Below are 19,316 nucleotides of genomic sequence, written 5' to 3'. Positions count from 1 at the left end.
TAAATTTATTTATGATACGGCTCATCGTAACTATTCTAAATAAGGTTATTTTTTATTATTTTCATAATTAAATTTAACAAAAAAGGTAGTGCCTTCCGATCCTGTTTGAATTTCTATTTTTGCATTATGGCGGGCAGCAATGGCATAACATACACCTAACCCCAATCCAGTTCCATTATCTTTGGTCGTGTAAAACGGCGTACCCAGTTTCTCTAATACTTCAGGCCTGATACCTTTTCCTTGATCCCGCACTGCAAGCACCACACAATTTTGACCTTCCTTGTAAGTGCTAATGGTTAGAACTTTCCCTGTATTCATCGCTTCTAAGCCATTACGATATAGATTCATTAATAATTGCCGTATCTCATTACGATTTAAAAGTAATTCTGGAATGTCATTTGTATCGACTTGAATATATTTATTTTGATTGTACGTATCAATCTTTATTAAAGGAATAATATCGCGGATAATTGAATTTAAATCTAACATCTGCAAATCCAATTTCCTTGTATTACCCATTGAGAGAAATTCAGTAATAATAGAATTGGCACGGTTAAGTTCTTCAATCATTAAATGAAAGTACTTATTATGTTTCTCATAGGTATTCTCTTCTTTTAATAACTGTAAAAATCCCAGTACTGTTGTCATTGGATTTCTAATTTCATGGCTGATACCTGCTGCCATTTGCCCTATTAAATCTATATTGGATAATCTTTTCAATTCCTGTTCATATTTCTTTTTTTCCGTTATGTTTTTAAAAATACAACAAATACCATCATCATATGGGTATGCAATAACTTCGTGCCAATATTCATCTGCAGTAGAAAGAAATTCGAAATGAACTGTAGTTCGCTCTGACATCGCACGATGAAATTCCTTATACATAACTGTTTCAATTTCACTCGGGAAAACATTCCATATATTCTTTCCTAATACATCTTTTGCTGTTTTTCTTTTCGGAAAATATTGGTGCTTATTTACGTACGTAAATTCCCATTTATTATTTAAAATAAAAAATCCATCCGTAATACATTCAATCACACTTGTAACTTTTTCATTAGCAGCAGCTAGCTCTCTCGTTCGCTCTTCCACTATGCTCTCTAGTTGATCCATATACAACAAATTCGAAAACGTAGGGGCTGTGGCATCAACGATAGATTTTGCTAGTTGAAGTTGGGAATCATCATAATTGTGAGCTTTTCCTTCTTTGCCAACGACTATTACCCCTAATACTTCTCCCATTGAAACCAATGGAATCATCAATAGACCCTTACTATCTATATTTTTTGTTTGAATAACCTCTTGGATCTTGGCTTCATAGCTTTTCTCTGTCCAATCCGCTTCTGTCCAATGACAGTCCTTACTTAATTTCGTTGTTTTAATTGTTGTTTTGTCTAGCGGATCTAGAAGATGAGCAGTCATATTTTTACTCTCTAAAATCTGTTCTAGGTAAAAAAAGCATTTATCAAAACTCTCCTGTATCGAGGAACACATCGATAAATCACGTGTAACATTTAGTAACAGTTGTTTCTCAGCAATAAGGTTTTCCTTTTGTTTTAAATTATTTGCGTTTTGAATTGCAACCGCAGCCATATTTACATAAGCTTCAACACTTTGAATTTCTGAATCTGTTAAGTTCATCGGAATTCCATAATCAAATAAAAAAACCAGACCAAATAAATCTTGCCCAAATGAGATAGGCAGAGCTAATAAGGACTTAATTTTGAATGCATTAACCGGTCTCGGATCTGGTCGATGATCCTTTGAGGTATCAGGAATATAGATGGTTCTTTTCGTTTCAATAACTTCTTTTGCCAGTAAGTCTATTTCAGGATCAATTACTTGAGTATCGAGCGTTACACCATTTATAGTCTCTGGTTTTCCTGCAAACCCTCTAAATGTTCCATCTTCCTGGGGTAAATAAATTCCAACAGCGTCGCACCTAACAATCTCCTCTGATATCGCCATTGTCACACGCTGCAATACGTCACGTAGTTCTAATTTCGTATTTATTATTTTTGTTATATTCGCGAGCCTAGAATATCTCGTCTGATCACTTACCATTCACATAGCCTCCAGTTATAGGCATAATAAAATAAATATGATAATATCAGTGTTTTATATAGAATACATCACTTATGATACGGTTCACCACGATTAATCCGAAACGCTCTATACACTTGCTCAAGCAACACTAATCGCATTAATTGGTGTGGCAATGTCATCTTTGAAAAAGAAAGAGATTCATTTGAACGCTTCATCACTTCTGAGCTTAGTCCAAGTGATCCACCAATTACAAATGCGACTTTACTCTTTCCGTATGTAGCAAGGCGATCTAGACTTATCGCGAATTCTTCTGATGACTTTTGCTTTCCTTCTATAGCTAATGCAATCACATGTGTGTCATCAGAAATTTTATCCAGTATACGTATACCTTCTTTTTCCTTTACAATTAACATTTCTGCTTCACTTAAATTTTCTGGCGCCTTTTCATCAGGCAATTCAATTACTTCTACTTTTGCGTATGCAGATAATCGTTTTAAGTATTCTGCTATACCTTGTTTCAAATATTTTTCTTTTAATTTCCCAATTGAAATAATCGAGATATTCACACGTATCCTCCACCTTACAAACATGTTATCCACAAAACTTATCCACATATCCACAAACACTACCCACATATCGTGTGAGAATCTGTGTTCGATACAACATATGTCGCCTCATTTTGACAAAATTCACATGTTTTTTTCTCTTTTTCCGAGTTATCCATATTGTTGATAACTGGCGCAACTTCACACTCATCCACAATAATATCTAACGCTAATTCAACATGCTCTAAACAACAAGGTAAATTCATTTTCTTCACCTCACTTTTCTACAATAGAAAACAGGAGGTAGGCCCTCCTGTTTTTAATACTTTTGAATGCCTAATTTCACTGTTGTTGTTACTCTTTTTGTGCCACGATAAAACGTAAGAGTCATTTTATCATTAATTTCCTTATCATATAAGGCCGTACGGAATCCAATAATATCGCGAATCGGTTTTCCATCTACCGCCACAATAACATCATGTTCTCTTAAACCAGCATTCGCACCTGGCGAAGGACTTTTCACATCCAAAATACAAACTCCCTCTGTTACAGTACCTGGTAAATGTAATGTTTTTGACCAATAATAGTTTGGAATTTCATTTAATGACCTAAGTTCAATCCCAACATATGGTCTTCTTACTTTTCCATACTTCTCAAGTTCATTCATAATCGGAACAGCTCTAGTCACCGGAATAGCAAGGCCGATTCCTTCTACTTCTTTTGCAGCAATTTTCATTGAATTAATACCAATTAATTGTCCTGCTGCATTTACAAGCGCACCGCCACTATTCCCCGGATTAATCGCTGCATCTGTTTGTAACACTTCTACTTGCCAATCATAATGTCCATCTTGATCTAAATCTACAGGGACAATACGTTCATTAGCTGAAATAATACCTTGTGTAACTGTTCCAGAAAATTGCAGTCCAAGCGGGTTTCCAATCGCAATAACTGGCTCTCCTCTGCGAACAGTATTAGAATCGCCAATTTCAATTATTTTTTTCACATGCTTTGCATCTATTTCTAATACAGCTAAGTCTGTGACTACATCGGTTCCTAATACTTTTCCAGGAACCTTCTTACCGTCACTTAGACTTACTTCAATACGATTCGCTCCAGCTACAACATGATTATTCGTTACAATATAAGCTTGACCATCTGTCTTTTTATAAATTACTCCTGATCCTGTACCGGCCTCTGAATCTGCCTCTGAAAAGTTATCTCGTTGAATGTTAATAACACCCACAACAGCTTCAGATGCACGATCAACAGCATCTACAAAGCTAATCTGTTTAATCCCTTGAGTTTCGGCCATATTACTTCCGCTTGCTTCAGCTTGCAGAAGCGTATCAGCAGAATTTGAAAATAAAGGCGCTCCAAACGCGAATAAAGAAGCTCCTACAATTGTTCCCGCTATACTAGAAAGAACTATACCTTTGTGCTTCTTTTTTCCTGCACGTTTCATACGATAATTTTCTTCATCAATAAAGGACATATTTGTTCACCTATCTTCCTGAAAACAACTATATTCACCTTTATTGTTTACTAAAATGAAGAATTATACGTATTGAATTTTTGTAGGCATTTTTGGATCTGTATCGTGAATTTCAAAGGATTCACCCACTCCAAATCCTTTTTCCTCTAGTACTTGTGATACTGACATACGCGCTAGTTCTTTCATGTTATTATCTAAGCTTAAATGGGCTAAATAAATATGCTTTGTCTCATCTGTAATTACATCTGCCATCGCTAATGCAGCATCCTCATTACAAACATGCCCAACGTCACTTAAAATACGTCGTTTAATGCTCCATGGATAACGTCCCATACGAAGCATTTCTACATCATGATTACTTTCAAATACGAAAGCATTAGCTCCCTTAATAACGCCTTTCATACGGTCACTTACGTATCCCGTATCTGTAATAAGCGCTAACTTCCTATTATTGTTATGGAAAGCATAAAACATCGGTTCTGCCGCATCATGAGAAACTCCAAATGACTCGACTTCAATATCACCAAAGGTTTTCACATCACCAACTGAGAAAATAAACTTTTGTTCAGTTGGGATATTTCCTATTAAATGTTCCATTGCATTCCATGTTTTCTCATTCGCATAAACAGGTAAATCATATTTACGTGCCAGTACACCTAAACCTTTAATATGATCACTATGCTCATGCGTTACAAGAATACCTGATACATCCTTTATATTCAATTCTGCTTGTTTAAATAAAGCCTCTGTTGCTTTACCACTTAAACCTGCGTCGACTAGTAATTTTTTTTCATCGGTTCCTACGTATAGCATATTTCCTGTACTTCCACTTGCAAGTACGCTAAAATGCAACCCCATTCTTTCTCACTCCAGTATGTTCATCAACCACTTGATTTTCCTTTTCTCCTAATTCCATAACTTGTCCTTCAATTGCATTCACAAAGAAGTCCTGCTTCTGTTCCGTTTTCAAATTCCACGTTGGAGCCAGTACTTGGTTATTAGAAGTAGATGCGGTAAGAGTGGCATAACCAATTTGTGCTTCTTTAACATGCGTATTTCCATGAATTTTATTTTTTAAATACAAATTTTCTAAAGCTGTTTGAGCCGTAATAATTTCTTGCTCTTTCGTTTTTTCACCTTCGCCCATTTCTTTTAAATCAGTTAGCATTGTCTGCGTATATGAAACAAGTTCATTTTTTTCATTTAATTCCACAACAATCATCGCCTGATTATTATAGAAAATAGGCTTATCTTTATATTTTTGGAAGAAATAAATTTTAGAGTCTTTCACCGCTCCAAATTCATACTTTTGTCCATCCAATACATAGTTCTTCAAAAATTCATTATACTTATCTTTTGATAATGATTTCGTATTTAAAAAAGGCTCTTTTAGCTTACTTTCTATCTTGTACATATTTTGTATATGCACTGTTTGATTTTTCAAAGACTGTATATCTTCTTCTTTAAAGGCTTTATTTTCTGCTCTAATAAATGACTCTTTTTTCGGTTCTTTAGGGATATTTCCCATCGTAATTTTGTTTGCTTTTAATTCTTGATCTATCTTTGTTTCTGCAATAAGCTCCAATTGATTACTATCTTGCTTTTGAATGAATTGGAAAATGAGAAAGAGGTCCAAAACAAAAAAGGTCACAATAAATATGGTTTTAATCCGATCCCAATCCATTTAGTCCTCCCTCACTCCACTCATAGATTTTCTGTTTACCTGTTTCATCTTCAACAAGCTTTACATACCAAATTGGTTGTAATCGAACTACTTGTCCATCTAGTGATAACTTGTATCCAATACCAATATCCTTAATTACTTGTTTCTTTATCTCTGGATTATTTTCTAGGGATGCTATTACAACATGCCCTGACGGAAGAGTAACCTTCTGTTCTATACCTTTAGTATTTAAAGACAGCAACGGTCTTTCATATTCCATTACTTCTTCTGATCCCCATATTTGTCTCAATTCAGCTAATCCATCTTCATTGAATACTGAATATCCATCTTCATTTAAACGAAATACTGTCTCTCCTTTATTCATATAGTCCAAACGATATGAATCCAAACTTCCACTGTGACCACTTACGAATTCAAAGCTTTTTTGTAAAAGCATTAAATTATCTATCGTTTTCTCAGTTAAGACAGAAGAGTTTTTATACTTTAGCATGTGACGATCGTTTTCAATTTCCATGGATCTAATACCATCTGTAAATGTTTCTTTCGACATCTCGGTAATCGGACTTAAATAACGAGGATCACTAAACAGAGCATTCTTAAACGTATCAACTGCTAAATTAGATGAAATATATGTTATATTGTTTAACTCTGTCGTTCCATCTGGTAAAAATAACTTTTTCATATCATTAAGTTGATAATCAAAATAAGGCTTTGCTGATACTATAAATTGATTTTGGGCATTTACAATATCTTTTAAATACACGCCACTTAATTTTGCCTCGTATATTTTAAAGTTATCACCATCAGAAACAAAGTTAATTTTAATTTCTTGATCCTTACTTCGAGAAGGATCGAGGAGAATACGATTAAAATGTTTAGGCTTATCTGTACTCTTCTCTTTCATGTTAAACATGGATTTTACTGCATCAAATGGGATATCGGTAGGGAAAACAAGTTCAACTTTCCCTTCACCATGCACATATGAAAGGAAATCACCCTTAGTGATTGATATCTCTTTAAAATCATGTAGTTCCCCTACTTCCAGAGGCTTATAGATTGATTCTATATCTGCCTCTCTTCTGCTCCCATAATGATTTTTATCTTTATGCACGATGATAGAAGTAGGACGGACAACATCGGAAATTTTAGTTTGGTTCATTCCTTCATTTCCCTGCACAAATTTCGCGTTTTGCATGGATGTAGAATCTGGCACATACGTCCATAGGTTAAAAGTAAGAAATAGGCTAATTACAACTAGGTTAATTAAAACTATTGTTTTAAAGTTTTCCATACTCATTCCCAATCGTCCTCTTCATCCGCTGCCATTGGTAACGTGAAATAAATAGTTGTCCCTTTTCCTTCTTCACTCTTCGCCCAAATAGAGCCACCATGTGCCTCAATCATTTCTTTTGCAATTGCTAATCCAAGCCCAGTACCACCCATTTGTCTTGAACGAGCTTTATCTACGCGATAAAAACGTTCAAAGATTTTATCAACGTTTTCTTTTGGAATACCCATTCCTTGGTCACTTACACTAATTTCTAATAAATCACCGCGATCACGTAAACGATATGTTACTGTTCCACCTTCTGGTGAATACTTTAATGCGTTAGAAATAATGTTATACAGCACTTGAGTAATTTTGTCAGTATCCATATCAATAAATCTAGATTTCTTAGAGAAAGATCGTTTGAAACTTACATTTTGCTCTTTAGACATTTCAAAGCGATCAATAATATTATTAAAGAAATCAGTAAAGTCGACCCATTCTTTCATTAAACGATGCTCTGTACTATCAAGTTTAGATAGCTGTAACAACGCATTTACAAGTCTAATCATTCTTTCTGTTTCTTCTTGTGTAACCGTTAAAAATTGTGGTGCAATATTTGGATCCTGCCATGCTCCATCTGTAAGTGCCTCTAAATAACTGCGCATCGTCGTTAATGGCGTCCTTAATTCATGAGAGACATTCGCCACAAACTCACGGCGTTCCCGTTCTATACGCTCCTGCTCTGTTACATCATATAGTACAGCAATTAAGCCGTTTGCCTTCCCTGTTTCTTTTTGAATAACAGAGAAACTAGCACGTAAAATATATGGTTCGTTTCTCGTACTAAAATCTAATAAAACAGAATCTGGCTCTTCATATAAATGATCGAGCGTAAATTCTTCCTGTATCCCTAATACCTCTAAAACAGATTGATCGAGCGCTGTTTCACGAGAAACATTTAACATCTTTTCCGCAGGATCATTTAGTAAAATAATATCCCCTTTTCGGTCAGTAGCAATTACTCCATCTGTCATATGTGATAAAACAGATGATAATTTACGCCTTTCACTTTCTGTAGAAGAACGAGCTTGTTGTAATTTTTTTGATAAATTATTGAAGGATAATGCCAGTTGTCCAATTTCATCATGGCTATGCACTTTTACTTTTCTCGAATAATTTCCTTTTGCCATTTCGATTGCTTGTCTCCGCATATCTGAAATTGGTCTTGTAATTGTTTGAGCCAATAAAATCCCAAGTACGGCCGTTACTAATAAAGCAATTACTGTTCCCGTAGCAAAAATTTGATTTATATCCTTCATTTGTTTATATACATCTTCCATAGATGCCACAATGTAAATAACACCAAGCGCATCCTTACCGTTATCATCTAGAATCGGAGTAAGCATAACTTGAACACGATGACCTGTACTACCATCCTTCTCAATTTTCACTTCCGGCTTTTTTTGTACTAACACTCGCTGAACAGCTATATCAGTTGATGTTCGATTCACCTTATTCTGCTTTGATTCATCTGAAATAGCCAGTAACTTTCTGTGCGAATCAAATACACTTACCTCTTGTATAACTTTCTTCTGATCAGAGGCAAATTTTCGAATTGAAGTTTTAATCGTTTCATCTGTTGACTCTGTTTCTGCTTTTGTATAACTTTTTTTAAACTCTTGCTTCAAATTATATGATAATAAGTTTGTTTGCTGCGTTAAAGAATCCCTAAAACCTTGTACTAAACTCTTCTCTAATTCCCTTACGAAATATACTCCAATAACTTGCATCGCTATTAATATTAATAGCATATATATAAGCACAAATTTTAAATGAATAGATTGAAAAAAAACAACTTTCTTCATATACTATTCCTGCTCTGGGTCACGCAAGTAATACCCTACTCCACGTCTAGTTACAATTAAAGTAGGATGGCTTGGATTATCTTCAATTTTTTCACGCAAACGACGTACTGTAACGTCTACTGTGCGCACATCTCCAAAATAGTCATAACCCCAAACTGTTTGTAATAAATGTTCGCGTGTCATAACTTGTCCTAAATGTTTCGCTAAATAATGTAGCAACTCAAATTCACGATGTGTAAGCTCGATATTTTCCTCACGCTTCGTTACACTATATGCATTTGGATTAATCACAATTGGTCCAATAACCATTTCTGTATTTTCTTCTTTTTCCGCAGCACCACCTTGTTGATGGCGGCGTAAATTCGCCTTCACACGAGCAAGTAATTCCCTCGTACTAAATGGCTTCGTTACATAATCATCTGCCCCAAGCTCGAGCCCTAATACTTTATCAATCTCAGAGTCCTTTGCTGTAAGCATAATAATCGGCATTTCTGAGCTTTTACGTATTTCACGGCAAACCTCTAAGCCATCTTTACCTGGTAGCATAATATCTAATAAAACCATATCTGGTTGCTCTTCATTAGCCTTTTCAATTGCTTCATCACCATCATGCGCCATTACTATTTCAAAACCTTCTTTTTCTAGGTTAAACTTCAAAATATCTGCAATCGGCTTTTCATCATCAACTACTAAAATTTTCTTTCCCATCATCGTCTATTTCCTCCTTATAAAAATATGGTCAATAATCCCTAAACATATTGATGTTTACATAGTATGTCCTATATGACCGCATCCTTTGTTTAAGTATTTTCTCCTCTATTCTCATAGACTCATGTATGATCCACTTTTACACGGCACCCTATACGATCTATAGAAAAACCTCTAGCTTCAACTGCTAGAGGCTCCTCGTTCTATTTTAAAATAACTACTCAGTTTTGTAAAATTACATAAATAAAAAGGATATTAAGTGGGCCCACTTAATATCCTGAGAGTGGCTCGGGACGGAATCGAACCGCCGACACGAGGATTTTCAGTCCTCTGCTCTACCGACTGAGCTACCGAGCCAAAACTATATATAAAACCACTAATGGTGGTATAAACAAAAGTGGCGGTCCCGACCGGGGTCGAACCGGCGATCTCCTGCGTGACAGGCAGGCATGTTAACCACTACACCACGGGACCAAAAATAAGCAAAAAAAAACATGACCCGTACGGGATTCGAACCCGTGTTACCGCCGTGAAAGGGCGGTGTCTTAACCACTTGACCAACGGGCCACGAAAAATAAAATGGTGAGCCATGAAGGACTCGAACCTTCGACCCTCTGATTAAAAGTCAGATGCTCTACCAACTGAGCTAATGGCTCATACTCACCAACGTCATATTTTCGTGACGACAAGATGTATCATAACATGTATTCTGTATTTATTGCAATACTTTTTTTGTTTTTTTATAAAAGAATAAGAAAAAAACTCATGCAGACATGAGTTTTTTTTCAAAAAATGTTAATTAAGCTTCGTATACGTTACGTACAATATTTGTTTGGTTACGATCTGGTCCAACTGAGAACATAGATATTTGAATTCCTGTTAACTCAGAAACACGTTCTACGTATTTTCGTGCATTTTCAGGAAGTTCATCTAATGATTTTACACCAGTAATATCTTCTTCCCAACCTGGAAGCTCTTCATATACAGGCTCACATTTCGCTAAAATGTTTAAGTTAGCTGGAACTTCATCAATAACTTCGCCATTGTATTTGTAAGCTACACAAATTTTAAGAGTTGGAATACCTGTTAAAACGTCGATAGAATTTAATGATAGATCCGTTAAACCACTAACACGACGTGCATGTCTTACAACAACGCTATCGAACCAACCTACGCGACGTGGACGACCAGTTGTCGTTCCATACTCGCGACCAACTTCACGAATTTGATGACCAATTTCATCATGAAGCTCAGTAGGGAATGGACCATCACCAACGCGGCTTGTATATGCTTTACATACACCTACAACGCGAGTAACTTTCGCAGGACCAACTCCAGTTCCAACTGTTACACCACCAGCAATTGGGTTAGAAGATGTAACGAACGGGTACGTCCCGTGGTCAATATCAAGCATAACACCTTGCGCACCTTCAAATAATACACGGTGATTATTATCTAATGCATCATTTAATACAACAGACGTATCACATACATATTGCGCGATTTGTTGCCCGTACTCGAAGTACTCTTCGAAAATTTCTTCTACAGTGAAACCTTCTGTATCGTACATTTTTTCAAATAAACGATTTTTCTCTACTAAATTGCGCTCAAGCTTCTCTTTAAATGCTTCACGGTCTAAAAGATCAGCCATACGAATACCAATACGAGCAGCTTTATCCATATATGCAGGACCGATACCTTTTTTCGTTGTACCGATTTTGTTATCACCTTTACTTGCTTCTTCTAACTCATCTTGTTTTAAGTGGTAAGGTAAAATAACATGTGCACGGTTACTTACACGTAAATTATCAGTACTTACACCACGATCGTGTAAGTATTTTAACTCTTCAAGTAATGCTTTTGGATCTACTACTAATCCGTTTCCGATTACACAAATTTTCTCTTTATAGAAAATACCAGATGGAATTAAGTGTAATTTATATTTAACTCCGCCGAAAACAATTGTATGTCCCGCGTTATTTCCACCTTGATATCTTGCAACTACTTCCGCATGCTCAGAAAGAAAATCAGTGATTTTACCTTTTCCTTCGTCGCCCCATTGTGTTCCTACAACTACTACTGAAGACATTATTAAAGCACCTCCGCAATTTTCAAACGATCTATTCAAACAATATAATTGTACCAAAACCGAAAGAGAAGTCAACCGAAAAGCGAACATTTTTTCACAAAAAAACATTTTCGTTCGTAAGAATTATATATTTAACTTATGAAAGCCTTATCTTTCTTATAAAAAAAAAGAAACACATCTTATTATAAGAAATGTGTTTCTTTTTTATACTGCCTTTATGCCGGTGGAGCATGTCCATCCTCAAAACGACGTTCTAAGTTAACGAACTTATTGAACTCTTTGACGAATGCAAGTTCCACTGAACCTACTGGACCGTTACGTTGTTTTGCAATAATAATTTCAATTGTATTTTTGTTTTCCGTTTCTCGATCATAGTAGTCTTCACGATATAGGAAAGCTACAATATCAGCATCCTGCTCAATACTTCCAGATTCACGAATATCAGACATCATCGGGCGTTTATCTTGACGAGATTCTACACCACGAGATAACTGTGATAAAGCAATAACAGGCACTTGCAATTCACGCGCAATCCCTTTTAAGGTACGCGAAATCTCAGATACTTCCTGCTGACGGTTTTCTCCTGATTTCCCACTTCCTTGAATAAGCTGCAAATAGTCAATCAAAATCATACCAAGACCTTGTTCTTGCTTTAATCTACGGCATTTTGCTCGAATCTCATTTACTTTAATACCTGGCGTATCATCAATATATATACCAGCATTTGAGAGACTCCCCATTGCCATTGTTAATTTTGCCCAATCATCGGAAGTTAATGAACCAGTACGAAGTCTTTGTGCATCAATATTCCCTTCTGCACAAAGCATACGCATAACAAGCTGATCAGCACCCATCTCCAAACTAAAAATCGCTACATTTTCATCCGTTTTCGTCGCTACGTTTTGTGCAATATTTAATGAAAATGCCGTTTTCCCTACTGATGGACGTGCTGCCACGATAATTAAATCATTTCGTTGGAAACCTGCTGTCATCTTATCTAATTCAGTAAACCCAGTTGGTATCCCAGTAACTTCACCCTTTTGATTATGCAAAAGTTCAATTTTGTCATAAGCATCTACAAGAACATCTTTAATGTTTTGGAATGCTTTTGCATTCGTTTGATGGGATACTTCTAATATTTTTTTCTCAGCCTCGTTTAAAAGACCATCCACATCATCTTCTCTCTCGTATCCATCCGATACAATATGAGTCGCCGTGCGAATTAAACGACGTAAAAGCGCCTTTTCAGCGATGATGCGTGCGTAATATTCTACGTTAGCTGCAGTTGGCACAACTTCTGCTAACTCTGCTAAGTAAGAAACCCCACCAACCTCTTCTAGTAATCCTTGATCAGCCATTGCTGATGTCATCATTACTAAGTCGATCGGCTCTCCCTTATCAGATAGCCCAAGCATGACTTCAAAAATCTTTTGATGTTTCGTTCGATAGAACGAATCAGGTACCAATAACTCTGATGCTGAAGTTAACGCATCTTGATCAATCAATATGGCCCCTAAAACCGCCTGCTCAGCCTCTATATTATGCGGAGGGGTACGATCAGCAAGTACATCACTCATACGCAATCCTCCTTGCTTAATTTATTTTTATTGTTCACTAACATGAACTTTTACTGTTGCTGTTACTTGTGGATGCAATTTCACAGTAACGTTTGTATAACCTAACGCGCGGATTGCATCGTCCATTTCAAATTTACGTTTATCAAGTTTAATCTTGTGTGATTTTTGCATTGCATCTACGATTTGTTTGCTTGTGATAGAACCAAATAAACGGCCACCTTCTCCAGATTTCGCCTTTAATTCTACAGTTAATTTCTCTAAAGTCTCTTTTAACTCTTTTGCATTTTCAAGCTCTGCTGCTGCATCTTTTTCTTCTTTACGCTTTTGAGCTTCTAAAGTTTTCATACTGCTATTTGTTGCTTCAGCAGCTAATCCTTGTTTTAGTAAGAAGTTGTTTGCATAGCCATCTGGTACGTTTTTTACTTCTCCTTTTTTACCTTTACCTTTTACGTCTTTTAGAAAAATTACTTTCATGATTGTGTGCCTCCCTGTAAATAGTCATCAATAACAAATCGAAGCTTCTCCTCAGCTTCATCTACTGTAACATTTTTCATCTGTGTGGCTGCATTCGTCAAATGCCCGCCACCGCCTAAGTTTTCCATAATTAGCTGCACATTCACTTCACCTAAAGACCTGCTGCTAATTCCAATGAGATTCTCGCCACGTTTCGCAACAACAAATGATGCAATAATCCCTGTCATCGTTAATAACGTGTCTGCCGATTGCGCAATAAGCACTTGATCGTAGTAATCATCACTATCAACTTTAGCAATCGCAATTCCATTTTTATAAATGTACGCATTTTTTATAGCTTTTGCAACCCGTAAATACTGATCCATATCTTCCTTTAAAAGTTCTTGTACAAGTACAGTATCTGCACCATGTGAGCGTAAATAAGAAGCAGCATCAAATGTACGAGCCCCTGTCCGGAATGTGAAACTTTTCGTGTCGACAATAATACCCGCTAACAATGCCGTCGCTTCTAACATTGTCATCTTTAAATTTTTAGGTTGATACTCAAGTAATTCTGTAACCAATTCTGCCGTTGAAGAAGCATATGGTTCCATATAAACTAGCAATGGGTCTTCAATAAAATCTTCTCCACGGCGATGATGATCAATAACTACTACATTTTCAATTTTATGTAACAGTTTTTGCTCCATCACCATAGAAGGTTTATGCGTATCGACAACAACAAGTAACGACTCATCATTTGTAAATTCCATCGCTTGCTCTGGAGTAATAAAATGAGACCATAACTCCTCATTTTGTTTCACTTTGTCCATCAAACGCTTAATTCCTTTATCGGAATCATTTTCATCTAACACAATATATCCTTTACGCTCATTTAATTGAGCCACTTTTAAAATACCAATCGCAGCACCAATTGCGTCCATATCGGGAGCCCTATGCCCCATAATAATGACATTACTACTTTCTAATACTAAATCCTTTAACGCATGCGAAATGACCCTGGCGCGTACACGGGTACGTTTTTCAACCGGATTTGTCTTACCTCCATAGAACTTAACTTTACCTGTCGCTTGTTTAATAGCTACTTGGTCTCCCCCACGCCCAAGCGCAAGATCTAAACCAGATTGAGCCATTGCTCCAAGCTCTGATAAAGGTAAATCACCTGATCCGACACCCACACTTAATGTAAGTGGTATATTCCTTTTAGATGTTTCTTCACGCACCTGATCTAAAATGCTAAATTTCCCTTTCTCCATCTGCGTCAAAATACTTTCATTTAGCACAACGAAGAATCTTTCTGAAGATGCACGTTTTAAATAAGCACCATACTTAAGTGCCCATTCATTTAGTCGCGATGTCACAAGACTTGTTATATTCGTACGTAATTGATCATCTAATCCTTGTGTAACTTCATCATAATTATCCAAATAGATGACAGCTAAAACAGTCCTTTGATCCTCGTACATCTTTTCGATTTCTGTTTGTTCCGTTACATCAAAGAAATAAATTAACTTTTCTTCTTTCCTTACAAAAACGCGAAACTTTCGATTATTTAAAGAGACTATATCATCAGAAGTTTCTCCTTTAATGAAAAGAAGTAATGTTTCTGATACATCGTAAAGGTGCCATCCAGCTAATGCGTGCTGTCCCAGACATGAAGATAAATAAGGATTTGCCCAATCAATCCCATAATCCTTATTGTATAACAAAATACCAATCGGCATTTGGTTAAATGCTTCATTACTTACTTTCTTTACTCTTGTAATCATATCTGTCGTATGCTTTTCGAAATTCCTTTGAAAATTAAGTTCAAATCGTATAACGATAAAGAATACGATACAAAAAATGACAAAAGCAGCTATACCCATAATTAAATGAAAATAACAGAGAATTGAAATGAGCACAAACACAAAAAATGCCAATACATAAACAGGATATAAAAACCACTGTTTCTTATCAAATTCAGGCATGTATACAACTCCTATAAAGTAAAACTAACTTACCTTCCAGTTAGTTAAACAGATTAAAATAGTATAAGGAATATTATTTTATCCCCCTATTTTAGAACGCAATGAAATCCCTAAGTCAATTATACCTAAGATTGTCACAAGAGGAAACAGCATCGGAATAAACATGCATGCAATAAAACTAATAATAGGAACCCCTTTAGTAAAACCTTTTCTATACGCTAAAAAGGCGATAAATGTCAGACCTTGCAGTACAAGCAATAGTGCAAATATGACATTTAGGTTAGAAAATACCATATGTAAATATGATGTTGGTTCTACTTTTATAAAAGTTGCTAACAAAATAAATATAACGTAATACCAAATGATACTCTTTGGTAATTGTATATCTTTAAATTTAGGCCAAGATATAACTTCATGTTTTAACTTTTTCAAAACACTACCTGATATTATCACTGTAATCCAAGAAAAACATACTGAAACTAGCACAAGTATACTTGGAAGTAACGATTGTAATATATCATTCATTTGTGCAAGTAGCTCTTTTTGTTCCTTACTAATCGGCATACCTGTAGCACTTACTATCTTTTCGCTTTTCGCCATACTTTCACTAAACATACTTTGCATTTGCTTCATTATATCTATGTTGAAAAACTTTATACTCGCAACATAAATAAGTACAAAACCAATTAAGTATGCAAGCGTCCCCGCTATTAAGATTTCAACTGGCTTTTTTCTTGTTTTATACATATATCCTAAAACAATCCCTATCAATCCAAACATAATTGTCTTCACTAAATTCAGCGGTTGACTCACAATAATAGTAACAAAAAGTGCTGCTACAAAAACCACGAGCACATTAGATAGTTTATGTCTTATCATTAATAGTATAAATGGTAACGGCAACGCAAAAGTTACAACTGTACCCAAAATCGGAACATACATAGATATAAGCAATAAAATTGCATATATAGCTAATAATGCTGCACCTTCTGTAATAAACTTTGTTTGTTTCACATTTTAACCTCTCTTTCAAAAAGAAAAGCATAGCAAAATGCACAGTAGAGTCCGACTCTACTGTGCATTTCATACGCTATTATTCACCAACATATGGTAAAAGTGCCATTTGACGAGCACGTTTAATTGCAACTGTAAGTTTACGTTGGTATTTTGCGCTTGTTCCTGTTACACGACGAGGTAAAATTTTACCACGCTCAGAAACGAAACGTTTTAATAAATCAACATCTTTATAGTCAATGCGAGTGATGCCGTTAGCTGTGAAGAAACACACCTTACGACGTTTCGCACGTCCACCTTTGCGTCCTGCCATGTCTATTTCCCTCCATTCTTTGTTAAAACTAACAAATTTACTGTATTAGAACGGTAAATCGTCGTCGGAAATGTCGATCGGTTGACCTACATTTGAAAATGGATCGTCATTCTTCGTAAATCCAGAGTTACCTTGGTTACCTGAATTACTAGATTGACCAAATGGGTTAGAGCCTTGGTTACCGAAACCAGCTCCTGATGGTTGCTGATTAAATGAACCACGTTGCTCCCCACCGCCATTACGCGGCTCTAAAAATTGCACGCTTTCCGCAAGAACTTCTGTTACGTATACACGTTTACCATCTTGTCCCTCGTAATTACGAGTTTGAAGACGCCCATCTACGCCTGCTAAGCTACCTTTTTTCAAATAATTTGCTACGTTTTCTGCTTGTTTACGCCATATTACACAATTAATAAAGTCAGCTTCACGCTCACCTTGCTGATTGGCAAATGCGCGATTCACAGCTAACGTAAAAGTAGCTACTGCGACACCATTGGGCGTGTAACGTAAGTCAGGGTCCTTAGTTAAACGACCAACGAGGATAACACGATTCATCAATCGAACCACTCTCCCTTATATATCAATTATTTTTCTTCTTCTTTAACAACGATATGACGAAGGATGTCTTCGTTGATCTTAGCTAAACGGTCGAATTCGTTAATCGCTTCTGCGTTAGATTTCACGTTTAAGATCATGTAGAAACCTTCACGTAAGTCGTTGATTTCGTAAGCTAAACGACGCTTACCCCACTCTTTCGTGTTAATGATTTCTGCACCATTGTTTGTTAAAACACCTGCAAAACGTTCAACTAAAGCTTTTTGAGCTTCTTCTTCAACGCCAGGACGAATGATGTACATAATTTCGTACTTTCTCATTACACTTTCACCTCCTTTTGGTCTAAACGGCCCGTAATGGGCAAGGAGCAATTAATTTATAGTAATTACTCACGAGTTTAGATTATATCATAGTAAGTTATATGAATCAACTCACCAATACATAAAAAACTTGGCAAACATATAATATATTTGCCAAGTTCATATCTTTATTTTTCCTAGGAAATATTAAATTAAACGTTAAAACGGAAGTGCATAACATCTCCGTCTTTTACGATATATTCTTTTCCTTCTAAACGTACTTTTCCAGCTTCTTTTGCAGCTGTCATAGAACCGTTTGTCATTAAATCATCGTAAGAAACTGTTTCTGCACGAATAAATCCACGCTCAAAGTCTGTATGAATAACACCAGCACATTGTGGTGCCTTCATTCCTTGTTTAAATGTCCAAGCACGTACTTCTTGAACGCCAGCTGTAAAGTACGTAGCAAGTCCTAATAGGTCATATGCTGCACGAATTAATTGATCTAAACCAGACTCTTCAATTCCTAATTCTTCAAGGAATACTTTTTTCTCTTCTTCGTCTAATTCAGCGATTTCTGATTCGATTTTTGCACATACAACGATTACTTGAGAATTTTCATTTGCTGCAAATTCTTTTACCATTTGTACGTATTTATTTTCCGAAGGATCGATAATATCGTCTTCACTTACATTCGCTACGTATAACATTTCTTTTGTTGTAAGTAAATGAAGGCCTTTAACAATCTTCATCTGCTCTTCTGTAAATTCAACAGTACGAGCTGGTTTTCCCTCTTCAAAAGCTTCTTTTAAACGAACTAAAATTTCATGCTCATATACCGCTTCTTTATCTTTTTGTCTTGCTAATTTCGCAACACGCTCGATACGCTTATCAACAGACTCTAAGTCCGCTAAAATTAGCTCTAAATTGATTGTTTCAATATCATCAATTGGATCTACTTTCCCTGAAACGTGCGTAATATTTTCGTCTTCAAAACAACGAACAACTTGGCAAATTGCATCTACTTGACGAATGTGAGATAAGAATTTATTTCCTAAACCTTCACCTTTACTAGCACCTTTTACGATACCTGCAATATCAGTAAACTCGAATACAGTCGGAACAGTCTTTTTCGGCTCTACTAATTCCGTTAATTTATTTAAACGCTCATCTGGTACTTCTACAATCCCTACGTTTGGATCAATTGTACAGAATGGATAGTTCGCAGATTCTGCTCCTGCTTGTGTAATTGCATTAAATAAAGTGGACTTCCCTACGTTAGGTAATCCAACAATCCCAGCCGTTAATCCCATATTTTTCACTCCTATGTCTCAATCTTTCATCATTATAGATAGTAACGAAAAAAATGACAAGTTTCCGCCAAACGAAAAAAAGTAACAGTTACCTACTGT

At 36.0% G+C, this 19,316-nt stretch carries 18 protein-coding genes and 4 tRNA genes; all 22 read right to left on the bottom strand.

All coding sequences use genetic code 11. The annotated features are described in order from the left end of the window. Positions 1-45 precede the first annotated feature (45 nt). Entirely contained in the window at positions 46-2,064 is a 2,019-nt protein-coding gene (locus AC3WVZ_RS27190) for a GAF domain-containing sensor histidine kinase (RefSeq protein WP_233935683.1), read from the bottom strand. A gap of 68 nt (positions 2,065-2,132) precedes the next feature. Further along, a complete protein-coding gene (gene rlmH / locus AC3WVZ_RS27185; protein ID WP_001027000.1) occupies positions 2,133-2,612 on the bottom strand; it encodes a 23S rRNA (pseudouridine(1915)-N(3))-methyltransferase RlmH in 480 nt (159 codons plus the stop codon). Between the two features lie 59 nt (positions 2,613-2,671). Beyond that, a complete protein-coding gene (locus tag AC3WVZ_RS27180) occupies positions 2,672-2,857 on the bottom strand; it encodes a CxxH/CxxC protein (RefSeq protein WP_199718248.1) in 186 nt (61 codons plus the stop codon). Between the two features lie 53 nt (positions 2,858-2,910). Continuing rightward, positions 2,911-4,086: a S1C family serine protease gene (locus AC3WVZ_RS27175; RefSeq protein WP_233935682.1), complete on the bottom strand. Its 1,176-nt coding sequence runs from the start codon at positions 4,084-4,086 to the stop codon at positions 2,911-2,913. Between the two features lie 63 nt (positions 4,087-4,149). Then, entirely contained in the window at positions 4,150-4,944 is a 795-nt protein-coding gene (locus AC3WVZ_RS27170) for an MBL fold metallo-hydrolase (protein ID WP_063219898.1), read from the bottom strand. Continuing rightward, a complete protein-coding gene (locus AC3WVZ_RS27165; protein WP_000383740.1) occupies positions 4,928-5,770 on the bottom strand; it encodes a two-component system regulatory protein YycI in 843 nt (280 codons plus the stop codon). Before AC3WVZ_RS27165 ends, AC3WVZ_RS27170 begins: the two co-directional genes overlap by 17 nt. Further along, positions 5,751-7,067 (bottom strand): YycH family regulatory protein, encoded by a 1,317-nt coding sequence (locus tag AC3WVZ_RS27160; protein ID WP_000061560.1) that lies wholly within the window; start codon positions 7,065-7,067, stop codon positions 5,751-5,753. Before AC3WVZ_RS27160 ends, AC3WVZ_RS27165 begins: the two co-directional genes overlap by 20 nt. Beyond that, positions 7,064-8,905 (bottom strand): cell wall metabolism sensor histidine kinase WalK, encoded by a 1,842-nt coding sequence (gene walK, locus AC3WVZ_RS27155; RefSeq protein WP_233935680.1) that lies wholly within the window; start codon positions 8,903-8,905, stop codon positions 7,064-7,066. The genes AC3WVZ_RS27160 and walK overlap by 4 nt, the downstream gene beginning before the upstream one ends. A 3-nt stretch (positions 8,906-8,908) precedes the next feature. After that, positions 8,909-9,616 carry a cell wall metabolism DNA-binding response regulator WalR gene (gene walR, locus AC3WVZ_RS27150; protein WP_000971865.1) on the bottom strand — a complete coding sequence of 236 codons (708 nt, stop codon included), beginning with the start codon at positions 9,614-9,616 and terminating at the stop codon, positions 8,909-8,911. Between the two features lie 281 nt (positions 9,617-9,897). After that, positions 9,898-9,970: transfer RNA gene (locus AC3WVZ_RS27145), tRNA-Phe, on the bottom strand. Between the two features lie 41 nt (positions 9,971-10,011). After that, positions 10,012-10,087: transfer RNA gene (locus tag AC3WVZ_RS27140), tRNA-Asp, on the bottom strand. 21 nt (positions 10,088-10,108) lie between these two features. After that, positions 10,109-10,180: transfer RNA gene (locus AC3WVZ_RS27135), tRNA-Glu, on the bottom strand. A 13-nt stretch (positions 10,181-10,193) separates the two neighbouring features. Further along, positions 10,194-10,269: transfer RNA gene (locus AC3WVZ_RS27130), tRNA-Lys, on the bottom strand. Positions 10,270-10,412: 143 nt separating this feature from the next. Beyond that, positions 10,413-11,702, bottom strand: a complete 1,290-nt coding sequence (locus AC3WVZ_RS27125; protein ID WP_000100238.1) for an adenylosuccinate synthase — start codon at positions 11,700-11,702, stop codon at positions 10,413-10,415. Positions 11,703-11,917: 215 nt separating this feature from the next. Then, positions 11,918-13,279 (bottom strand): replicative DNA helicase, encoded by a 1,362-nt coding sequence (dnaB, locus tag AC3WVZ_RS27120; RefSeq protein WP_001286148.1) that lies wholly within the window; start codon positions 13,277-13,279, stop codon positions 11,918-11,920. Between the two features lie 27 nt (positions 13,280-13,306). Beyond that, complete coding sequence (gene rplI / locus AC3WVZ_RS27115) at positions 13,307-13,753, bottom strand: 50S ribosomal protein L9 (protein WP_000864228.1); 447 nt, start codon at positions 13,751-13,753, stop codon at positions 13,307-13,309. After that, a complete protein-coding gene (locus tag AC3WVZ_RS27110) occupies positions 13,750-15,723 on the bottom strand; it encodes a DHH family phosphoesterase (protein WP_233935678.1) in 1,974 nt (657 codons plus the stop codon). The genes rplI and AC3WVZ_RS27110 overlap by 4 nt, the downstream gene beginning before the upstream one ends. 78 nt (positions 15,724-15,801) lie before the next feature. Further along, positions 15,802-16,737 (bottom strand): YybS family protein, encoded by a 936-nt coding sequence (locus AC3WVZ_RS27105; protein WP_000814840.1) that lies wholly within the window; start codon positions 16,735-16,737, stop codon positions 15,802-15,804. A 79-nt stretch (positions 16,738-16,816) separates the two neighbouring features. Beyond that, positions 16,817-17,050, bottom strand: a complete 234-nt coding sequence (rpsR, locus tag AC3WVZ_RS27100) for a 30S ribosomal protein S18 (RefSeq protein ID WP_000918873.1) — start codon at positions 17,048-17,050, stop codon at positions 16,817-16,819. A gap of 45 nt (positions 17,051-17,095) precedes the next feature. Continuing rightward, on the bottom strand, positions 17,096-17,608 hold the full coding sequence (ssb, locus tag AC3WVZ_RS27095) for a single-stranded DNA-binding protein (RefSeq protein WP_000981966.1): 513 nt from the start codon (positions 17,606-17,608) through the stop codon (positions 17,096-17,098). A 26-nt stretch (positions 17,609-17,634) separates the two neighbouring features. Then, entirely contained in the window at positions 17,635-17,925 is a 291-nt protein-coding gene (gene rpsF, locus AC3WVZ_RS27090) for a 30S ribosomal protein S6 (RefSeq protein ID WP_001233778.1), read from the bottom strand. Between the two features lie 191 nt (positions 17,926-18,116). Next, positions 18,117-19,217, bottom strand: coding sequence for a redox-regulated ATPase YchF (gene ychF, locus AC3WVZ_RS27085; protein ID WP_000524657.1), 1,101 nt, complete (start codon positions 19,215-19,217; stop codon positions 18,117-18,119). Positions 19,218-19,316: the final 99 nt, after the last annotated feature.

The organism is Bacillus sp. CPT56D-587-MTF (genome assembly GCF_058792335.1).
This window is presented reverse-complemented; position numbering and strand designations above follow the sequence as displayed.